Raw genomic sequence first — 19,726 nt, forward strand, 5'->3', positions numbered from 1 at the left:
AAACCGAGCACCAATTACAGCTTGTGTACATTCGACAATAGATCAGCTCATCCGTTACCGGCTCGTTACCGGATCGGCGTGTCGGTCAGGTAAGGGCGCCCGGCGTGTCGGCAATGCGCAGTGCCAGCCGCATCCTGGTACCGCCTCCGGGACGGGGATGCGCCGAGACCTCTCCGCCCTGCGCGCGAGCCAGGCTCCGCACGATGTACAGACCGAGACCGACTCCGCCGAACCGGCGGCGGTCGCCGCTGTCCACCTGGACGAAACGCTCGAAGATCCGCTCCCGGCTCGCCGGCGCTATGCCCACCCCCTCGTCGTCCACCACGACTACCACCCAGTCACCGTCCGCCCAAGCCTCAACCCTGATCAGGCCACCGTCCGGTGAATATTTGAACGCGTTCTCCAGTAACTGGCCCAGCACGATATCGGTGGCGAGTGCGTCACCGGATACCGGGGGCAGGTTTTCAGGGACAATTACCTCAACTCTATGCACATCGGACAGAACCGGCAGGCCCAGCGTGGCGGCCCGGAGCAGTTCGCCCAGGTCGATTCCCTCGATCCTGAGCATGAGCTCTCCTGCCCCCGCGCGTGAGCCCAGCAGGAGGTTGTCCATGAGCTTGCCGAGGGAGCGCGCCCGCTCGGCGATGATGTGCACGGCGGCGCGGCGCTCGGTGTCGGCCATCCCGTCCCAGCGCGCGTCGAGGGTGCCCGCGAAGCCCTGGACCACCGTGATCGGGGTGCGCAGCTCGTGGCTGGTCGTGGCGAGGAAGAGGTCCTTGGCCTCCTCCAGTTCCTTGGCCCGGGTGACGTCGCGGAAGTCGACCACGATCTCGCCCGTCTCCACGATCTCCGCGCAGAGCACGTCCAGCCAGGCGCCGGAGGGGAGCTGCAGGGTGAGCTTGTCGCCCGGCTCCGGCAGCGGGAACGGCGGCGGACCGCCGATCACCTCGCCCGCGTCGAAGCCGGTCAGCTCGGTGGCCGCCGGGTTCCACTGGATGATCCGGCCCCGGACGTCGAGCACGGCGATGCCGTCGGCGCTGGCGTCGAACACCGCCCGCTGGTGGGCGCGCTGCCGTACGACCTCCTGGTAGGCCATGGCGTTGCCGACGGCGATCCCGGCGTGCCCCGCGAGCAGTTCCAGCAGCTCCAGCTCCACGTGCCCGGCCTTGTGCTTGGCGAACAGGGCGTACAGCGCGCCGTACGGCCTGCCGCCGACCGCCGCCAGACCGAGCGCGATGGTGTGCAGGCCGGGAAGCTGCGACCAGATCAGCTCGTCGAGGCGGGCCTGGTCCCCGGTCTCCAGCATCACGGTCCTGCCGGTGCGCAGCAGCTTGCCCACCAGGCTGGTGCGCATGTGGGCGGTCGAGTCGCGCAGCGACTCGGGAAGCCGGTGACTGGCCACCAGGCGCAGCCGGTCGCCCTCGATGAGCACGAACCCGCCCGCGTCCGCCCCGGTCAGCTCGGTGAGGCTGGCCGCGATCCGGTCGAGCACCGCGGGCAGTTCCCGCTCGGCGTTGATGTCGGCGACCACGTCGGTGAGCCTGCGCACGAGCCGCGCCCTGCGGACCACCCGGTCCTGGGCGCTCTCGTCGTCCTGGACCAGGTGGTAGACGCTGACGTAGCCCAGCAGCGCGCCGGCGTCGGAGCGCAGCGCGCTGGTGTCGACCCGCACGTCCAGCAGGTTGCCGTCCCGGCGGAAACGCTTGGTCCGCAGGGAGACCTGACCGCCGGTACGGACCCGTTCGAGGACGGCGTTGTGCTCGGCCGTCAGCTCCTCGGGCACCACCGGAGCACGGCGTCCGACCATCTCCGCGGCCGACCAGCCGAACAGACGCTCGGCGGCCGGATTCCACACCAGGACCGTCTGATCTCGGTCCAGGGCGACTATCGCGTTGGGCGCACCGGCGACGACCGCCCGGCCGATGCCCTCGTCACTTTCGGCCCTGTCGTCACCCACACATCCATAGTGCCGTGTCAACTGGCCTGATCTTGGCACTTCGTCCGCATGTGCTGACACTCGTTGGGGGGATCCGTCCGATACGCTGCGGTGACCACACGCCTGGATACCGAAGGGTGGGGCCATGTCATCCGGCGACCTCGACGCATTGCTTCGGGTGACCTCGCCCACCTACATGGGGAGCGCGCACCCGGACATCGCGTTCGGCACCCTCGACGGCCCGGTGGGACGGCTGACCCTCGCGGTGACGCACCGGGGCGTGGTGGCGTGCAGCTACGAGAACGAGCACGTCATCTTCGAACGCGTCAGCAGGGCGGTCGGCTCGTTCATCGGGCCCGACCCCCGGCGGCTCGATCCGGTCCGCCGGGAGCTGGACGCCTACTTCTCCGGCAGGCTCCGCGCCTTCACCATCACGATCGACCTGCAGCTGGCGACCCCGTTCGCCAGGACCGTGCTGCAGATGATGCTGGCGGTGCCGTACGGGACGGTGACCACCTACCGCGAGATCGCCGAGCGGATCGGCAGGCCGCGGGCGCTGCGGGCGGTCGGCAACGCGCTGGGCAGCAACCCGGTCTGCGTGATCGTGCCCTGCCACCGGGTGGTCGAGAGCGAGGCCGTCCTGGGCGGTTACGCGGGGGGCCCGACCGCCAAGGAACGGCTGCTGCGCGTCGAGAGAACGGCCGGAGGCCGTTCCCCCCGCCTCTCGTAGCGGGGAGAACGGCTCCCGGCCTCCCGCGGTCTGCCGCCCTGCCTCCCGGATCACCGGGCCCCTCGGTGTCCCCCCGTGTCCCCCGGTGTCCCCCGGTGTCCCACGGTGTCCCACGGCCTGTCACGGTCCGGACGGACGGCGGCGCAGCGCTCCCAGGGCCAGCGTGACCAGGCCGGCGACGAGGAAGGCGCCGACGGACGCGCTCATCCAGGGCTGCCGGGTGAATCCGACGGCGTCCCTGACACCGTCCCAGATCGCCGCCCACCAGGACACCTGCGAGGAGGCCGCCAGCAGCCACCAGGTGACGAAGCCCAGCGCCCACGGCAGCACCATGAGCCAGCGGGAGGGCGCGTCCTGTGAGGTGTCCCAGTCCCTGCCTCCGCCGAGCAGGAAGTAGTCCACCGCCAGCACGCCGAGCATCGGCACGAACACCGCGCCGATGATGCTGAGGAAGGCGCCGTAGGAGTTCACGTCGACGACGAGGGCGACGGCCGTGGTCAGTACGCCGATGGCCACGGAGAAGACGCGGCGGTCCACCTTCGGCATCAGGTTCTGCAGTGACATCGCGGTCGAGTAGACGTTGGCGAAGGACTGGTCGGTCTCGCGCAGCACGAGGATCCCGAAGAAGAGCGCGCCCAGCGGAGCCGCGACGAACGGCGCGAACACGGCGGTCGGCTCGTTCTGCACCGCGCCGTGCCCGGCGAGCGCCACCGCGTAGACGCCGACGGCCAGGCAGGCCACCTGACCGAGGGTGTAGCCGCCGACGACTCCGGTGAAGGCCGCCCGGGTGGAACGCGAGTGCCGGGCGTAGTCCGCGGCCACCGGGACCCAGGAGACCGACAGGGCGACCACGAAGTCCACGGCCGCGGCGAAGGCGTCCCACGAGCCGCCGCTCTGGGCGGGGGTGTCGCGCAGGAAGATCACCGCGAACCAGGCGATGGAGATGACCACGCCGACCGTGACGAACCGCCGCAGGAGCCTGATGGCACCCAGCGGGTAGATGGTCAGCGCGGTCGTCAGCGCTCCGGCCGCGATCGCCCAGACCGCGTAGGGGACGGAGGAGCCGAAGATCGCCTGGGCGCCCATCGCGACCACCCACAGCTCGAACGCGCCCCAGCCGATCATCTGGATGATGTTGAGCACGGTCGGGACGTAGGAGAGCTTCGCGCCGAACAGCCCGCGCAGCAGTACCATCGCGGGCCGGCCGGTCTGTACCCCGGGGACCGCGGCGAGGCCGACCATCGCGGTGCCGATGAGGCTGCCGACGAGGGCGGCGAGCAGTGCCGCGCCGAAGGTGAGCGGGTTGTCGTCGAGCAACGGGTTGATCAGGAAGAGCGCGAAGGAGAACCCGAGCAGACTGACGCCCAGGTTGGCCCAGAACGCGCCCTGGTCGAGCATGCCGAGGGTTTTCGGAGGAGCCTGGTCGAGGGTGAGGGGTGCCTCGGCATGCTTGGAATGAATGACGTCAGACGTCACGACGTGCTCCCTACGCCGGCATTACCCGGACAGGTTCATGCGGTCGGCAGCGGCGGTAGCTGCCCTCTCAGCCCGGTTGCCCCGAGCTCCCGCGTTGGCTTACGTGCCGAACCGGGATCAGCCCGGTTCGCGCCCCAATGATGCACCATTTGCCCGATCTCGGCTACCACCCCCCTGGCGAGGGACATGGCACGGCGCGCCCGCCGCATCCCCCCGTCCGCTGGCTGAGCGCCCTCGACATGCCCCAGGGCCGCCCGGGTCGGGAGAGTCGCCCGAAGGAGACGCTGATTCCCCGCCGAGGTGTTCTCGGTGAGAGCTTGTGAAGCGGCGTGCTCAGCGTGCTCCCGGCTTGTCCGGCAGTCGCACGACGGCGGTACCGGCCTGGGACTCGCCGAACCCCCAGCCTGCGACAAGGGAGCAGCCGGCCGCCTCCAGGACATCGGTCCACGGCCAGTGGCCGGTGCCGCAGTAGAAGCCGCCCTTGCTGCGCGCGTCGTCCTCGGCGAGGCAGAGCATGCGGAGATGGTCGCGGAGCGCGGGATGCGTGACCGCGCTCAGCCTTTCCTCCCAGGGCTCGTCGGCGGAGCAGGCGTCGTCCACGTCGTGAATCGACACCAGGTGTTCGGGGCCGCGCTCGGTGAACGTGGCGGCCCGCATCGCATCGGTGAGAGTGCCGTCGGTGGCGACACGCAGCAGCACGGTCAGCCAGCTGTTCAGTTTCCTGGATTTCTCGTCGGTCAGGTCGACGCCATGGCGGCCCAGGAGCGGTCCCAGCTCCGCGCCGTGCACCAGCGCTTCACCGGCCTCGTCGACCGAGGAGACGACCCGCAGGTCGGCGACGAAGGCGTCGTCGAACGGCCGGGGGCCCTTGTGGCCGCCGTCGCCCCACGGTCCCGTTCCTGCCAGAAGTTCGGCGTCGAAGCGGAACAGCGACTCGCTCAGGTCGAACCGCCATGTCCAAGGGGAGAAGGGGTACTCACCGTCCGAATCCGGAAGGTGCCTGGGCTCCCGGCCTGACAGCGCGTCAGGGGTGGCCCAGGGATTCGGGAACAGGAACTCGTCGAGGGGGTCCGAGGCGTAATACACCCCGTATCCGGCGGCGGGGTCGACGGCCGGCTTTCCACCGAGCAGTATCTCGAAGGCACCGGCCAGCGCGGCACCCCACCCGCCGAGGTCGGTCGCCGGGTCCGTCTCGGGTGTCACGATGAGCACTCCTTTATGTCGTGTCGCGCGGGTTGACGCAAGGTATCGGCCGCCGTCGGCACCCTCCGTGAAGCCAGCCCGTACGGCCTCCGGAACATACCCCCTGCCCGGGGAAACAGAAGCCCCACGAGCCGGCCCGGCACCGGGTCCCCGAAGTCCGTCTCTCGACAGCCGTTCGTCTCACCGCCCGCCCTCAGCGTCTCGGTCGCGACCCGAGGCGGCACGACCGGGTGACAGCCGCGTGAGGGCCGGACGGGACACCCGGGAAACCGCTCGCGGGGAGCGGACGTCGCGACTCCGCCGGTCCGGCGCCGGGAGCTCAGGCGACGAACGGGTCCTGGCCGCTCTCGCTGACCATGGGGCGGCCCGCGAAGCTCCACGACTGCATGCCGCCGCCGACGTTGATCGCGTCCCAGCCGACGTGGTTGAGCCAGGCGGCCGCGTTCGCGGAACGACCGCCGACACGGCAGACCACGTAGACGGGCGCGTCCTTCGGCACCTCACCGACGCGAGCCTGCAACTCGCCCAGCGGGATGTGGACGGCACTGGGCGCGTGACCCGCCCGCCACTCGTCGTTCTCGCGCACGTCAAGCAGGAACGCGCCGTCCGGCACGGCCTGCGCCTCGACCTCAGGAACACTCATGTCCTCATTGTTCCAAGTCCCTCGACCAATGGGGAACAAAGCCCTCCGACCGGCCCTATCTCGTCCACAAGCGGCCACGGACCGTATGCAGGCACGCGGACTTCGCCCCACTTGTCCCCTCACCCGTTGACGAGATAGACAACCTGGTTTACCTTCTGAGAAAGACAACAAGGTTTACCATCTGGAGGATCCATGACCATCGCGGACCTGGCCGGGGCCCCGGTCTTCGACAACGGCGGCATGACCGTCCGCTCGCTGGCCGTCCCCTCCCGGGGCTCGGCGGAGCTGGCCGTCTGGTCGATCGACATGGCGCCCGGCATGACGAGCCTGGAGCACACCGTGGATCGCGAGGAGGTGTTCGTCGCCCACTCCGGGCGGATGATCGGCACCGTCGGCGGCGTCGAGTACGTGATCGAGGCGGGAGACGCGCTGATCGTCGCACCGGACACCCCGTTCTCGATCCGCAACGCCTCGCCGACGGAGCGGGCCACCGCCACGGTGTGCACCTCGGCCGGGATCAAGGCGACCCTCGACGGCCGGACCATCCTGCCGCCGTGGGCCCAGTGACCCACCGTGGACGCGCCGGCCGTACGGCCGTGACCCCCGCCAGAAAGGCGGCGGAGGTCACGGCCCGGGAAGAACGGGGGTCACGCCCCGGCAAGAGCCCCGGGAGACCCGGGAAGAGGAGGGCGGGGTGCGCCGCGGCGCGCCCCGGGCGAGGTCAGGGCACGTCCCAGAAGGCGATCTCGTGGCGCATGCCCTCGGTGAACAGCCGCTTCGCCCTGTCGAGGTCGGAGACGGCCTCGTCGATCATCACGGCGATGCGCTCGGTCAGCTCGGCGAAGCCGGGGTGGGCGTAGGTGTCGACCCAGGCCCGGTAGCGGGGCTCGGCGGGCGGGTTCTCCGCCAGGACGCGCCCGAGGGTGGAGTAGCCCCACATGCAGGGGTAGAGCGCGGCCAGGCCGTCGGCGTAGGTCGCGGCGGAGTCGAGCAGGAACGAGGTGTAGGCGGCGCAGGCGGGCCCCTTCCGCGCCTCGCCGAGCTTCGCGCCGAACTCGGCCGACAGCGAGCGGTGCAGGTCCAGCTCCTCGTGGAAGGTGGCGTGGGCGAGATCGACCAGATCGCCCAGGTGACCGTCCGGGGCCTGCCAGGCCAGCCGGGAGAACACCCGCACGTAGTCCAGGAGGAACAGGTAGTCCTGTTCGAGCCACGACCGGAACACCGGCTCGGCCAGGTCACCCCTGGCGATGCCCACCACCGTCGGGTGGGCGAGCTGCACGTCGACGAGGGGGCGGCCGATGGTGTGGAGTTCCGCGGAGATGCTCATAGGACGAGCATTCTCTCAGGCCGGCGCGGCGCCGCCCGGGGAGGCCACCGGGCGACCGCCCGGCCCCCACGGTCCCGCACGCCGTGTCGGCGGTGTCCGCGCCATAGAGTCGGAGAATGACGACCATCGCCGAGGAAGTCCTCCTGCTCGCCCACAGCGAGGAGGAGGGCAGGCAACTGGTCGGCTCGACGGAGCTGGACGCCGCACTCGGCGGTTCCCTTCTCGCCGAGCTGGCCCTCAACGGACGGATCGACCTGGACGGCAAGAAGGTCGCCGTCCTGAACTCCGCCCCCCTGGGAAACGAGGAACTGGACGCCGCGCTGGCCCGGATCTCCGCCGACCCCAAGGAGCGCAAGCCCGACTGGTGGGTCGGCAAACTCCACTCGGGCGGGCTCCGCAAGCGTCTGCTGTCCGCCCTGGCCGAGCGGGGCGTGCTGGGCGAGGAGCGGCGCAAGATCCTCGGGATCTTCCCCAGCACCCGCTATCCGGAGCTCGACCCGAGCGTCGAGCGGGAGGTCCGCGAGCGCGTGGAGAGCGTGCTGGCCGGGGCCGTCCCCGACGAGCGGGTCGCCGTGCTGATCGCCGTCCTGCACGCAGCCAAGATCGACCGTAAGGCGTTCCCCGGCGTGAGCAAGGAGCGCGTCAAGGAGATCGTCGAAGGCAACTGGGCGGGCGACGCCGTCGCCAGGACCATCGCCGCCGTCAACGCCGCCGTCATGGCCGGGGTGATCGCGGGGGCCGTCGCCGCCACCGCCGGCTCCGGCTGATCACCGGGACCGGCGAAAGGGCCGTGGCAGGCGAGGTGCCGGCTCCGGCCGGGCCGTCGTCCGCCGGGGGAGACGTGACCGGTCACCGGGTCCGGGCCGTGCCGTACGGCCCGGACCCCGTGGGCGTCACTTGCCGAGAACGTCCTGGGGGACCGGCTTGTCCTGGGCGAGGGCCTCGAACAGGCGCAGCGCCTTGGCGCGGTCCCACTGCACGACGGCCTCGCCGTTGATGGTCGGCAGCGAGCCGATCGGGACGACGGTGGTCACCGGGTTGTCGCCCATGGCCAGCCCGAGGGAGAGCAGGTTGAAGGCGCCGGTCTCCTCGCCGACCGCGACCGAGTCGGCCGCGGCGAAGGCGAGCGGGACGGACCGGAAGGGGTTGAGCAGGACACCCGGGCTGGCCGCCTTCTTCACCACGGCCGAGAAGAACTGGCGCTGGCGCTGGGTCCGCTCGAAGTCGGGGATGGCCCCGGTGGCGCGGGTGCGGACGTAGCCGAGGGCGGTGCCGCCATCCAGCACCTGACGGCCCTTCTTCAGATTGATCCCGGCCTTGCGGTCCTTGATGTCCTGCTTGACGTCGATCTCGACCCCGCCGATGGCGTCCACGATGCCCACGAAGCCGCCGAAGCCGATCTCCATGTAGTGGTCGATCCGGATGCCGGTCACCTGCTCGACGGTTTTGGCGAGCAGCTTGGGGCCGCCGTCCCCGTAGGCGTAGGCCGCGTTCAGCTTGGCGCGGCCGTGGCCGTCGATCGGCACGTAGGAGTCGCGCGGAAGGCTGACCAGGGTCGGGCGGTCGCCGTTGTCGGGGATGTGCAGGAGCATCATCGTGTCGGTCCTGCGGCCGACGGCCGAGCCGGTGGCGAACTTCTTGCGCTGGGCCTTGGTCAGGCCGGCCCGGCTGTCGGAGCCGACCAGCAGCCAGTTCGTGCCGGGGGTGTCGGCGGGGCGGCCCGTGTAGTCGGTGAGCGCCTCGATCCGCTGCATCCGCGAGTTGATCATGAAATATCCGCCGACGGCGACCACGAGCAGGACGACCACCAGCCCGGCGAGGATCCGCAGGGCCAGCCTCCCCGGCCGCTTGGGCCGCCAGGACCGCAGGCCACCGCCCCTGCCTCCGCCCCCGCCCCTGCCGCCGGAGGATCCGCCCGAGAACCGCGCGGGGTCTCCGGATGCCCCCTCGGGAGAGGCCGCGCCGGACAGTGGCCTGACCGGCGCGGAGCCCTCTCTGGGCTTGCCGTAGACCCGGGAGGTCCCTCGCAGCCGCGCGTCGCCCGGCGGCTCCTCACCGCGCCGTCCCCCGCCGCCCGCGGGCGGCTCCGGGTGGCGTCCGGCCCCCTGCGCGGGGTAGGCGGGCTGGCCGGCGGCTCGCGGCGGGGGCGCCCCGGGCGTGGGCGACCGCAGCGCACGGGTGCGATCGTCGTCTTCCGTCCAGTCACCCACGTCGTCTCCCCGCCGCCTCTTGCCCTCACGATGTGACCGTCATTATCGACGCTACGTCGTGACTCCGTCGCACGCAGGCGTGCCCTCAAGCTTTCCCTATGGAAAAGTACATAAAAGGGTGCTTATCCACCAACAATGGGATCGTTGGCCGATCTGGAAACATCGACCGGCGCGCGGATCGTTACGGTAGATGACGACCGCTGTTCGAAAGGAAGATCGTGTCCACTCCGGACCCGTGGAGTACCTGCCCGTGCGAACGCACGGGAACCACTGACCCAGCCGGGAGAGCCGCCCGGTGAACACGGCTCTAGGCCTGCTGGCCGTACTGCTCCTCACCCTCGCGACCGGCTACTTCGTCGCCCAGGAGTTCGCCTTCGTGGCCGCGGACCGCGGTGTGCTGCGCGAGCAGGCCGACGCCGGTGACGCGGCGGCCGAGCGCGCGCTGGCGGTGACCGGACGCCTGTCGTTCATGCTGTCGGGCGCGCAGCTCGGCATCACCGTCACCGCCCTGCTGGTCGGCTTCATCTCGGAACCCGCCATCGCCACCGTGCTCGCCCCTCCGCTGGAATGGGCCGGAGTGCCGGGGGCCGTGGTGCCCGGCCTCTCGGTGGCGCTGGCCATCGCGGTCGCGACCGTCGTCCAGATGGTGTTCGGCGAGCTGGCCCCGAAGAACCTGGGCATCGCCCGGCCCGAGCCGATGGCGAAGTTCCTGGCCCGTTCCACGATCGTATACCTCAAGATCGCCGGCCCGGTCATCCGGCTGTTCGACTCCGCCGCCACCGGCCTGCTGCGCAGGGTCGGCGTCGAGCCCGTCGAAGAGATCGAGCACGGCGCGAGCCCGGAGGAGCTGTCCCGGATCATCTCCGACTCGGCCACGGCCGGCGACCTGCCCCCGCGCCTGTCCGAGCTGCTGGAGCGGGCGCTGGAGTTCGGCGACCGCACCGCCGAGGACGTCATGGTGCCGCGCCCCCGCGTGGTGCTGCTGCGCGCCGAACGTCCCATCTCCGACCTGATCGACGCCATCGCCGAGCACGGTCACTCCCGTTACCCGGTGCTCTGCGACGACAACGGCGAGGACGTGGTCGGTGTCACCGGCGTGCGGGAACTGCTGAGGTCCGGCCTGAGCGAGGGCCCGCTGGAGCGGATCACCCGCCCGGCGCTGCTGGTCCCCGACTCGCTGCCGCTGCCCGTCGTGCTGGAGCGCATGCGCGCCGCCCGCGACGACCTGGCATGCGTCATCGACGAGTACGGCGGGCTCGCGGGCGTGGTCACGGTCGAGGACCTCGCCGAGGAGCTCGTCGGCGAACTGGTCGACGAGAACGACCCCGAGCCCGCGGGAGTCGTCGCGAACGACGACGGCACCTGGAACCTGCCCGGCACGCTGAGGCTCGACGAGGTGGAACGCGCGACGAAGCTGGCGCTTCCCGAGAGCGACGACTACGACACCGTCGCGGGCCTGGTCCTGGCCACCCTCGGCCGGATGGCCGAGCCGGGCGACGAGGTCACCGTCACCCTGTCCGCGGAGACCGACCTGCTCGACGACGACGGCGAGGAGGAGAGGGACGCGGTGCTCACCGTGCTGTCCGTGCACCGCAGGGTCCCCGAGTGGGTACGGCTGACGCTGCCCGAGGCCGGGACCGAGGCCCGGGACGACGGGAACGACGAGGACCTCGAGACCGACGAACCCGTGATGGCCGCGACACGGGCGGCCGGACGCGGCACGGAACGGAACCGGGTGGACGAGCGATGAGCACGACCGGAGCCCTGCTGCTGGGCATCGCGCTGCTGATCGGCAACGCCTTCTTCGTCGCCGCCGAGTTCGCGGTCATCTCGGCCCGCAGGCACCGCCTGGAGGAGCTCGCGGGCAGGGGTGGCAGGCTGACCAGGATCGCCGCCCGCGCCGCCGTACGCGGCGGCAGGGAGCTGTCCCTGATGCTCGCCGGAGCCCAGCTGGGCATCACGCTGTGCTCGCTGGGCCTGGGCATGGTGACCGAACCGGCCGTCGAGCACCTGCTGGAGCCGCTCTTCGGGGCGGTCGGCGTGCCTGAGTCCCTGCGGGTCCCCATCTCGCTGGTGATCGCGCTGGCGCTGATCACGTTCCTGCACATGGTGATCGGCGAGATGGCCCCCAAGTCGTGGGCGCTGACCCATCCCGAGACCGCGGCGATAGGCCTGGCCCTGCCGTTCCGCGGCTTCACCCGGGTGGTGCGCCCCGTGCTGGCCGCGCTCAACGGCATGACCAACGGGGTGCTGGGCCTGTTCGGCGTGCGCCCGAGGGACGAGCTGGCCACCACCAGGACGCCGGTCCAGCTGGCGATGCTTGTCGGCGAGTCGGGACGGATGGGCCTGCTCGACCGGGCCGAGCACGACCTGCTCACCCGGGCGCTGCGGGTCCACCAGCAGCCGGTCGAGCGGCTGATGCTGCCCATCGCGAAGGTCGCCTGCGTGACCGGGGACGCCACCGACGCCCAGGTGCGCCGGGCGGCCGCCGACAGCGGGCACCTGCGCCTGCTGGTGAACTCGGGCAGGCCGGGTGACGTGCTGGGCGTGCTGCACGTCAGGGACGCGCTGGTCCGCCCGGGGGCGACCCCGGCCGAGCTCGCCCGCCCCGTGCCCCGCCTGGACAAGAGCACGACGGTCCCCGAGGCCGTCTCCGTCCTGCAGGAGGCCCGCGCCCACGTGGGCCTCATCACCGACGGCGGCGAGGTGGCCGGCATGGTGAGCCTCACCGACCTGCTCGGCGAGCTCCTCGACATGCGGGTCCTGGCCACGCGTTAGGCGGGCCGCGGCCCGGGACGCCGGGCGGACGGGAACGCACGGGCCGGGAAGGGATCCATCCCTTCCCGGCCCGCTTTCTCTGTCAGCGTAATCACATCCGGCGATCAGACCTGGTGCAAGTGGTTCGAAAGTGATCGTCAAGGGCAGACGGCTACAACGTGCAGGCAGGCCGTACCCGGCTCGGAAACCCACGGGAAAACGTACGGGGCCGGGACTTCTCTACGACGGAGCAAGCGACTACCTTGATCGGCAACCGACCCGCCCCCGACGGAACACGGACGGCCCCGATGAACACGCGCTTCCCGCGAGAACGAAGAAGCCCCGGTGCGCTCTCGCGCGGCCGGGGCCTGATCTGAGTGGGCGAGGAGGGATTTGAACCCTCACGTCCTTTCGGACACACGGACCTGAACCGTGCGCGTCTGCCGTTCCGCCACCCGCCCTTGTTGGGTGCGGTGAAACATTAGCACGGATCAGCCGATACCCACGAACCCGGATACGATCCTCCTAGACGCGGAGCGGAGTAGCTGGGTGCGAGAGAGCGAGGAACAGCCCCAAGCGGCCGTGACCTACATAGACGGAAGAAGGGAGGGACCCGGTGGGAGTCCTTCAGCGCTTCGAGCGGAGGCTCGAAGGTCTGGTTGAGGGGGCCTTTGCGCGGGCGTTCAAATCCGACCTTCAACCGGTCGAGGTGGCCAGCGCGGTTCAGCGGGAGATGGACGAGCGGGCGGCGATCGTCGCGCAGGGACGCACGCTCGTGCCGAACGACTTCGTGGTCGAGCTGTCGATGACCGACAGCGAGCGCCTCGACGTCTATGCGGACAGCATCAGCCACGAACTGGCCAACCTCGCCAGGGAGTACGCCAAGGAGCAGGGTTACTCCTTTGTCGGACCGGTGCGGGTGCGTTTCGAGACCGCGGACGACCTGGCGGTCGGCCTGTTCCGGATCCGCTCCGGCGTGATCCGCGGGGCGACGGTCGAGCAGGACGAGATCCGCCAGCCGGTGAGCGACGTGCCCGCGGCCAGGCCGCAGGCCTTCGGCGGCCGTCCCCGCCTGCTGGTCTCGACCCAGGACGACCCGCAGGGGCAGCGTTCCTACGACCTGACCACCCCGGTGACGCTGCTCGGCAGGGGCACCGACTGCGACCTACGGCTGGTCGACCCGGGAGTGTCCCGGCACCACGCCGAGCTGCGTGTGGAGGGCCCGCAGGTCATGCTCGTCGATCTGGGCTCAACGAACGGCACCTTCGTCAACGGCCAGCCGGTTCGCCGGGTCGAGCTCCAGAACGGCACTCGCGTGACGCTGGGGCGGACGACTCTGGTTTTCCGGCGCGATTAAAGGTAGACAGACGGTCCATGTCCGATCTCACGCTGCTACTGATCCGCCTGGCCTTCCTGGCGGTGCTGTGGTTCTTCGTGATCGCGGCGGTCGGTGTGATCCGGACAGACTTGTTCGGATCACGCACCACCGCGGCCGTGCCCGCGCGCAAGGCGCCGAAGGCCGTAAAGCCCGTAGCCAAGTCCAAGAAGGGGGAGCCACGGCAGATGGTCGTCACCGGTGGCCCCCTTCAGGGCACGACCATCACCCTCGCGGAGACTCCGATCACCATCGGCCGGGCGAACGACGCCACGCTGGTCGTCAGCGACGACTACGCCTCCAGCCGGCATGCCCGGCTCTTCCCCCAGGACGGTCAGTGGATCGTGGAAGACCTCGGTTCTACCAACGGAACGTACCTCGACCGCTCTAAAGTCACCCGTCCGACTCCGGTGCCGCTCGGTGTTCCGATCCGCATCGGCAAGACCGTCATCGAATTGCGCAAATGACCATCGCACTCCGTTACGCCGCCCGCTCCGATGTCGGCCTCCTCCGCGAAGGCAATGAGGACTCGGCGTACGCAAGCGGCCGCCTGCTCGCCGTCGCGGACGGTATGGGCGGCCACGCACACGGCGAGGTGGCCAGTTCGGTCGCCATCGCCGCGATGTCCTCCCTGGAGGAGGAGACCCAGAACGCCGACCTGCTCAGCGCCATCGAGGCCGCGGTCCGCGACGCCAACCGCAGGCTGTACCAGATGGTCGGGCGCGATCCCAGCCTGAAGGGCATGGGCACCACCCTGACCGCCATGCTGTGGTCGGGGACGAGGGTGGCGCTGGTCCACGTCGGCGACTCCCGCGCCTACCTGCTGCGCTCGGGGGAGCTCTACCAGATCACCCACGACCACACCCTCGTGCAGTCGCTGGTGGACGACGGCCGCATCACCCAGGAGGAGGCGGCCACCCACCCGCAGCGGTCGATCCTGCTCCGGGCGCTCGACGGCAGCGGCGAGGTCGAACCCGACCTGTCCCTGCGCGAGGCCCAGGTCGGCGACCGCTACCTGCTGTGCTCCGACGGACTGTCCGGCGTGGTGACCGCCGAGACGCTGCACCACACGCTCAGCACGATCGACGACCCCGAGACGGTGGTCCGCGCGCTCATCGACCTGGCCAACCGCGGCGGGGGGCCCGACAACATCACCTGCGTGCTCGCCGACGTGCTGGAGGTGGACGAGGGGACCGCCCTGCCGGTGGAGGCCGCCGTGGTTGGAGCCGCCGGCTCCACCCGGCAGCGCTCGGAGGCGCCGGACACCCCGGCGGGCCGCGCGAGCGCGGTCACCATGCCGCAGCCCGTCATCACGGACGACGAACCCGAGGAGCCGGTCGCCAGGGCCACGCGGCGGCCGGTCAAACGTCGCCGCCTGTGGCCACTTCTGGTCTCGGTGGGAGGCGTCGTCCTCGTCGGCGGCGGCCTAGGCTGGTACTTCGGGACCCAGTGGCTTGAGGATCAGTACTTCGTAGGGGCGAAAGGTGACGAGATAGTGGTTTTCCAGGGCGTGAAAACCAACGTCGGCCCCTTCGAACTCTTCGACGTCGCCAAGAGCACCGCGGAGTCGGTCTCGGCCCTGGGCGCCTTCCAGCAGGGCCAGGTCCGCGACGGCATCCCCGTCGCCAGCGTCGACGCGGGCCTGCAGAAGATCGCCGAGCTGAAGTCCTCCACATCCGCCTCCCCACAGAAGCCCACCGGAAAAGACAAGCAGACTCCCCCGCCGAGCGGCACTCCCACCCCGGAACCGACAAAGTAGACACATGAGCACCCCAAGCGTCGAGCCCGTCCCCCTGCCCGCCAAACGGCGGGTGGCCCAGTTGGCGATGCTCGCCTTCGCGGTCGTGATCGTCATGGGCGCGTACGCCAACGTGGGGCTGGCGATCGACAAGCAGATCCCCGCAGGCATGCTCACCTACGGCCTCGGCCTCGGCGGGTTCATGCTGGCCGCCTACCTCGTGCTGGCGAAGTTCGCCCCCTGGGCCGACCCGCTGATCCTGCCGCTGGTGACGCTGGTCAACGGCCTCGGCCTGGTGATGATCTACCGCCTCGAGTCGGCCAAGATGCCGGGGGCCTCGGCGACCAACCAGCTCGTGTGGACCGGCGTCGGGGTGGTGCTGTTCTCCGTGACGCTGATCGTGCTGCGTGACCACCGCGCGCTGCAGCGTCTGACCTACACCGCGGGCGCGGCCGGCCTGATCCTGCTGGTCTCCCCGCTGACCCCGTTCCTGGGCAAGGAGATCAACGGCGCCCGCATCTGGATCGGGATCGGCGGCGCGAGCCTCCAGCCGTCCGAGTTCGCCAAGCTCGCGCTGGTCGTCTTCTTCGCCGGTTACCTCGTCGCCAAGCGCGACGTGCTGGCGCTGGCCGGGCGGCGGCTGCTGTTCATCGACCTGCCGCGCGCCCGCGACCTCGGCCCGGTCCTCATCACCTGGGGTTTCAGCCTTGCCGTGCTGGTCGTGCAGAAGGACCTCGGCTCCTCGCTGCTGATCTTCGGCACGTTCATCGCGATGCTCTACATCGCCACCCAGCGCACCTCGTGGGTGCTGATCGGCATCCTGCTCTTCGTGGGCGGCGCGATCCTCGCCGGGATGATCTTCACCCACGTGCAGGACCGCTTCACCGTCTTCATGCACCCCGAGGACCCCGACCTCTACTACAAGGTCGGCGGCAGCTTCCAGCTCCTGCAGGGCCTGTTCGCCATGGGCCAGGGCGGTGTGATCGGCACCGGGCTCGGCCAGGGCCACCCCAACCTGATCCCGCTGGCCTTCTCCGACTTCATCTTCCCCGCCACCGGCGAGGAGCTCGGCCTGACCGGCCTGATGGCCCTGCTGATGGTCTACGCGCTGATCGTCGAGCGCGGCCTGCGCACCTCCATCGCGGCCCGCGACCCGTTCTCCAAGCTGCTGGCGGGCGGCCTGTCGTTCATCCTCGCCTGGCAGGTCTTCATCATCGTCGGCGGCGTCACCAACCTGATCCCGCTGACCGGCCTGGTCACCCCGTTCATGTCCCAGGGAGGATCGGCGCTGCTGGCTAACTGGATCCTTATCGCGCTGCTGGTACGGATGTCGGATGCGGCCAGGAAGCCGCCGCCCCAGGCCATCCAGGACGAAGGAATGACACAGGTGTTCCAGCGATGAACGGTCCCCTCAAGCGCGCCTCCCTCGTCTGCTTGCTGATGTTCGGCCTGCTCATGATCAACGTGAACTACCTGCAGGTCGTGCGGGCGGACGGGCTGCGCACCGACTCGCGCAACACCCGCAACTTCTACGCCCGCTACGAGGTCGAGCGCGGCCGGATCACCGCGGGCAACAAGGTGCTGGCCGAGTCCGTGGACACCGGCAGCAACCAGTTCCGCTTCCAGCGGCGCTACCCCGAGGGCAAGGTCTACGCGCCCGTCACCGGGTTCTTCGCGCCGGAGAGCGCGCGCGACATGGAGGCGGCGGAGAACAGCCTGCTCGACGGCACCAGCGCCGACCTGCTGATCCGGCGCAGCATCGACCTGCTCACCGCCAAGCGGTCCAAGGGCGCCAACGTCGACCTGACGATCGACCCCAGGGCCCAGGAGGCCGCCTACAAGGCGCTGGGCGCCAGCGGCAAGAAGGGCGCCCTGGTCGCGATCGAGCCGAAGACCGGGGCGATCCTCGCCATGGTCTCGATCCCCACCTACGACCCCAACCCGCTGTCCAAGCCGAACAAGGCCGACGTCAACAAGGCCTACAACAAGCTGGCCAAGGACGAGGACCAGCCGCTGGTCGACCGGGCGATCGAGCGCAGCTACCCGCCGGGCTCGACCTTCAAGGTGGTCACCCTGGCCGCCTATCTGGAGAGCGACGACAGCGTCGGCCCGCAGACCGAGGTGGACGCCCCGCAGCGGCTCGAGCTGCCCAACACCAGCGTCGGCCTGCCCAACTACGGCGGCGCCGCGTGCGGCTCCGGGCGGGTGACGCTGACGTTCGCGCTCGAACGCTCCTGCAACACCCCGTTCGCCAAGATCGCGATGAGTCTGGGCTACGACGCCCTGAAGGAACAGGCCCTGAAGTTCGGCATCGGCGGCGACCCGTTGGAGATCCCACTGCCGGTCGCGGGCAGCGGGATCGGCCCCGAGGAGGACCTGGCCGCGCTCGCCCAGACCTCGATCGGCCAGCGCAGCAACCAGATGACCCCGCTGCAGATGGCCATGGTCGCCGCAGGCATCGCCAACAACGGCGTGGTCATGAGGCCGTACCTCGTGAACAAGATCGCGGATGCCGAGGGCGGCGAGATCGACAGCGCCAGCCCCAAGGAGCTGTCCACCGCCATGAGCGAGGACAGCGCGCGAAAGCTCCAGGAGATGATGGTCAGCGTCGTCAACAACGGCACCGCGAGCGCCGCGCAGATCTCGGGGATCACCGTCGCGGGCAAGACCGGTACCGCGGAGACCGCCAAGGGCAAGGCCCCGCACGCCTGGTTCATCTCCTTCGCCCCCGCCGAGGACCCCAAGATCGCCCTGGCCCTCATCGTCGAGTCCGGCAGCGCCGGCGACGACGCCTCGGGCGGTCACACCGCCGCCCCCATCGCCAAGAGCGTGATGGAAGCGGTGCTGGGCAGATGACCGCCCTGCTCGGAGGTCGATACCGTCCGCTCGGGCGGATCGCGACGGGCGGCATGGGCGAGGTCTGGCGGGCGAAGGACGAGCTGCTCGGCCGCGAGGTCGCGGTCAAGCTGCTGCGCAGGCACGTGGCCACCGACCCGGCCTTCCGCGACCGGTTCCGGATGGAGGCCAGGCTCGCGGCAAGGCTGGCCGACCCGGGCATCGCCCAGGTCTTCGACTACGGCGAGGCCGAAGACGTCGCCTATCTCGTGATGGAGCTGGTCCCCGGCGAGTCGCTGGCGGGCATCCTGGCCCGCGACGGCGCGCTGGGCACCGCGATCACCCTTGAGGTGATCCGGCAGACCGCCAGGGGCCTGCGAGCCGCGCACGCCGCGGGGATCATCCACCGCGACATCAAGCCGGGCAACCTGCTGGTCACCGAGGCCGGTGTGATCAAGATCACAGACTTCGGCATCGCCAGGGCGCTGGAGGCCGCGCCGGTGACCCAGACGGGCACCGTGCTCGGCACCGCGCAGTACCTCAGCCCCGAGCAGGCCTCGGGGGCGTCGCTGACCTTCGCGACCGACATCTACTCCCTGGGTGTGGTGGCCTACGAGTGCCTGGCGGGCAGACCGCCGTTCATGGCCGACACGCAGGTGGCCATCGCGCTCATGCACATCAACGAGACCCCGCCGCCGCTGCCCGCGAGCGTGCCGCCCGCGGTGCGCGACCTGGTCATGTCCTGCCTGTCCAAGGACCCCGGAGCGCGCCCCGCCGGCGCCGCGGAGCTGGCCGAGCGGGCACGCGCGCTGCGCGAGTCCGCCGACGTCGCTGCCACCGCCGGTGCCGCCGACCTGGCCATGCTCACCGACCCCGCGGGCTGGCGGGCCGAGCCCGCGGGCGAGTGGCCGCGCGAGGTCGCCCCCGCCCTGGTCACCCGGGAGGAGCCCGACGGCGGCACCGTCCCGGCCGCTCCGCCGCCCGCGGACGTCCCCCCGGGCGGCCCGGATCTCGCGGGCGCGCCCCGGCCCCGCCCGCGGCGCGGCGGGCTGCGCCGGAAGACGGTGATCGTCGCCGCGGTCGCCGGGTGCGCCGCCGCCCTGGGACTGGGCACGCTGATCGCCCGGGACATGATGGAGCAGCCGGGTGGCAACGGCCACCGGGAGCCGGTCGCGCCGACGAGCCCGGCCATCCGGACCCCGTCGGCCCGGCCGAGCAAAACCAAGCCGATGACGCCCAGACCCCCGGTCCTGCCGACGAAGTCGTTCAGACCTACACCCACGCCGTCGGCTACGGTAAGCACATCGGCCACGCCCAGCGTCGAGCCGACGCAGTCACCATCGCCCAGCCCCACTCCGACCACCTCGACCCCGACGCCCACCACCACCCCGCCGGCGACACCCAGCCTCACACCGAGCACCAGCCCCACCCCCGGCGACACAAACGAGCCGAACGGGGAGACGTGATGTGGCAACGGGTCGATGATGGACACCGGT

17 protein-coding genes, 1 tRNA gene and 1 riboswitch are annotated in these 19,726 nt (G+C 70.6%); of the genes, 11 read left to right on the plus strand and 7 right to left on the minus strand.

The features are described from left to right. Positions 1 to 85 precede the first annotated feature (85 nt). Complete coding sequence (locus AB0N02_RS41225) at positions 86 to 1,957, minus strand: PAS domain S-box protein (RefSeq protein ID WP_363958889.1); 1,872 nt, start codon at positions 1,955 to 1,957, stop codon at positions 86 to 88. A gap of 124 nt (positions 1,958 to 2,081) precedes the next feature. Here AB0N02_RS41225 and AB0N02_RS41230 point away from each other — a divergent pair, with 124 nt between their 5' ends. Then, on the plus strand, positions 2,082 to 2,666 hold the full coding sequence (locus tag AB0N02_RS41230) for a methylated-DNA--[protein]-cysteine S-methyltransferase (RefSeq protein ID WP_363958892.1): 585 nt from the start codon (positions 2,082 to 2,084) through the stop codon (positions 2,664 to 2,666). 120 nt (positions 2,667 to 2,786) lie between these two features. On the opposite strand, the gene AB0N02_RS41235 is transcribed toward AB0N02_RS41230, so the two are convergent. From AB0N02_RS41235 to AB0N02_RS41245, 3 genes are all read right to left on the minus strand, one after another. Continuing rightward, positions 2,787 to 4,142 carry a cytosine permease gene (locus tag AB0N02_RS41235; protein WP_363958895.1) on the minus strand — a complete coding sequence of 452 codons (1,356 nt, stop codon included), beginning with the start codon at positions 4,140 to 4,142 and terminating at the stop codon, positions 2,787 to 2,789. Continuing rightward, positions 4,133 to 4,245: riboswitch (TPP riboswitch) on the minus strand. (Overlaps the previous gene by 10 nt.) Before the next feature lie 230 nt (positions 4,246 to 4,475). Next, positions 4,476 to 5,345, minus strand: coding sequence for a hypothetical protein (locus tag AB0N02_RS41240; protein WP_363958897.1), 870 nt, complete (start codon positions 5,343 to 5,345; stop codon positions 4,476 to 4,478). A 319-nt stretch (positions 5,346 to 5,664) separates the two neighbouring features. Beyond that, a complete protein-coding gene (locus AB0N02_RS41245; protein ID WP_363958900.1) occupies positions 5,665 to 5,988 on the minus strand; it encodes a rhodanese-like domain-containing protein in 324 nt (107 codons plus the stop codon). Between the two features lie 192 nt (positions 5,989 to 6,180). On the opposite strand from AB0N02_RS41245, the gene AB0N02_RS41250 reads away from it, so the two are divergent. Next, positions 6,181 to 6,555, plus strand: a complete 375-nt coding sequence (locus tag AB0N02_RS41250) for a cupin domain-containing protein (protein WP_363958903.1) — start codon at positions 6,181 to 6,183, stop codon at positions 6,553 to 6,555. Positions 6,556 to 6,709: 154 nt separating this feature from the next. Here the strand turns inward: AB0N02_RS41250 and AB0N02_RS41255 are convergent, their stop codons facing one another. Beyond that, on the minus strand, positions 6,710 to 7,315 hold the full coding sequence (locus AB0N02_RS41255; RefSeq protein ID WP_363958906.1) for a transcriptional regulator: 606 nt from the start codon (positions 7,313 to 7,315) through the stop codon (positions 6,710 to 6,712). Positions 7,316 to 7,431: 116 nt separating this feature from the next. Here AB0N02_RS41255 and AB0N02_RS41260 point away from each other — a divergent pair, with 116 nt between their 5' ends. Then, the gene (locus AB0N02_RS41260; RefSeq protein ID WP_363958909.1) at positions 7,432 to 8,082 is read left to right on the plus strand and encodes a GPP34 family phosphoprotein; all 651 of its coding nucleotides are present in this window, start codon (positions 7,432 to 7,434) and stop codon (positions 8,080 to 8,082) included. Between the two features lie 126 nt (positions 8,083 to 8,208). On the opposite strand, the gene AB0N02_RS41265 is transcribed toward AB0N02_RS41260, so the two are convergent. After that, the gene (locus tag AB0N02_RS41265) at positions 8,209 to 9,525 is read right to left on the minus strand and encodes an LCP family protein (RefSeq protein WP_363958912.1); all 1,317 of its coding nucleotides are present in this window, start codon (positions 9,523 to 9,525) and stop codon (positions 8,209 to 8,211) included. Positions 9,526 to 9,820: 295 nt separating this feature from the next. On the opposite strand from AB0N02_RS41265, the gene AB0N02_RS41270 reads away from it, so the two are divergent. Both AB0N02_RS41270 and AB0N02_RS41275 read left to right on the plus strand, forming a co-directional pair. Next, on the plus strand, positions 9,821 to 11,275 hold the full coding sequence (locus tag AB0N02_RS41270; protein WP_363958915.1) for a hemolysin family protein: 1,455 nt from the start codon (positions 9,821 to 9,823) through the stop codon (positions 11,273 to 11,275). Next, positions 11,272 to 12,303: a hemolysin family protein gene (locus tag AB0N02_RS41275; RefSeq protein ID WP_363958918.1), complete on the plus strand. Its 1,032-nt coding sequence runs from the start codon at positions 11,272 to 11,274 to the stop codon at positions 12,301 to 12,303. Before AB0N02_RS41270 ends, AB0N02_RS41275 begins: the two co-directional genes overlap by 4 nt. A 357-nt stretch (positions 12,304 to 12,660) precedes the next feature. On the opposite strand, the gene AB0N02_RS41280 is transcribed toward AB0N02_RS41275, so the two are convergent. Next, positions 12,661 to 12,743, minus strand: a tRNA-Leu gene (locus tag AB0N02_RS41280). Between the two features lie 155 nt (positions 12,744 to 12,898). On the opposite strand from AB0N02_RS41280, the gene AB0N02_RS41285 reads away from it, so the two are divergent. Genes AB0N02_RS41285 through AB0N02_RS41310 form a run of 6 tightly spaced genes read left to right on the plus strand, consistent with a single transcriptional unit; the run spans position 12,899 to position 19,696 of the window. Further along, the gene (locus tag AB0N02_RS41285; protein ID WP_363958921.1) at positions 12,899 to 13,639 is read left to right on the plus strand and encodes a DUF3662 and FHA domain-containing protein; all 741 of its coding nucleotides are present in this window, start codon (positions 12,899 to 12,901) and stop codon (positions 13,637 to 13,639) included. Positions 13,640 to 13,656: 17 nt separating this feature from the next. After that, a complete protein-coding gene (locus tag AB0N02_RS41290; protein ID WP_363958924.1) occupies positions 13,657 to 14,124 on the plus strand; it encodes an FHA domain-containing protein in 468 nt (155 codons plus the stop codon). Beyond that, on the plus strand, positions 14,121 to 15,416 hold the full coding sequence (locus AB0N02_RS41295) for a Stp1/IreP family PP2C-type Ser/Thr phosphatase (RefSeq protein ID WP_363958927.1): 1,296 nt from the start codon (positions 14,121 to 14,123) through the stop codon (positions 15,414 to 15,416). Before AB0N02_RS41290 ends, AB0N02_RS41295 begins: the two co-directional genes overlap by 4 nt. 4 nt (positions 15,417 to 15,420) lie before the next feature. After that, positions 15,421 to 16,797 (plus strand): FtsW/RodA/SpoVE family cell cycle protein, encoded by a 1,377-nt coding sequence (locus AB0N02_RS41300; protein WP_363958930.1) that lies wholly within the window; start codon positions 15,421 to 15,423, stop codon positions 16,795 to 16,797. Further along, positions 16,794 to 18,251 carry a penicillin-binding protein 2 gene (locus tag AB0N02_RS41305; protein ID WP_363958933.1) on the plus strand — a complete coding sequence of 486 codons (1,458 nt, stop codon included), beginning with the start codon at positions 16,794 to 16,796 and terminating at the stop codon, positions 18,249 to 18,251. Before AB0N02_RS41300 ends, AB0N02_RS41305 begins: the two co-directional genes overlap by 4 nt. Then, the gene (locus AB0N02_RS41310) at positions 18,248 to 19,696 is read left to right on the plus strand and encodes a serine/threonine-protein kinase (protein ID WP_363958936.1); all 1,449 of its coding nucleotides are present in this window, start codon (positions 18,248 to 18,250) and stop codon (positions 19,694 to 19,696) included. Before AB0N02_RS41305 ends, AB0N02_RS41310 begins: the two co-directional genes overlap by 4 nt. The last annotated feature ends 30 nt before the right edge of the window (positions 19,697 to 19,726 follow it).

Source organism: Streptosporangium sp. NPDC051022 (assembly GCF_040683035.1).
Classification (GTDB): Bacteria; Actinomycetota; Actinomycetes; order Streptosporangiales; family Streptosporangiaceae; genus Streptosporangium.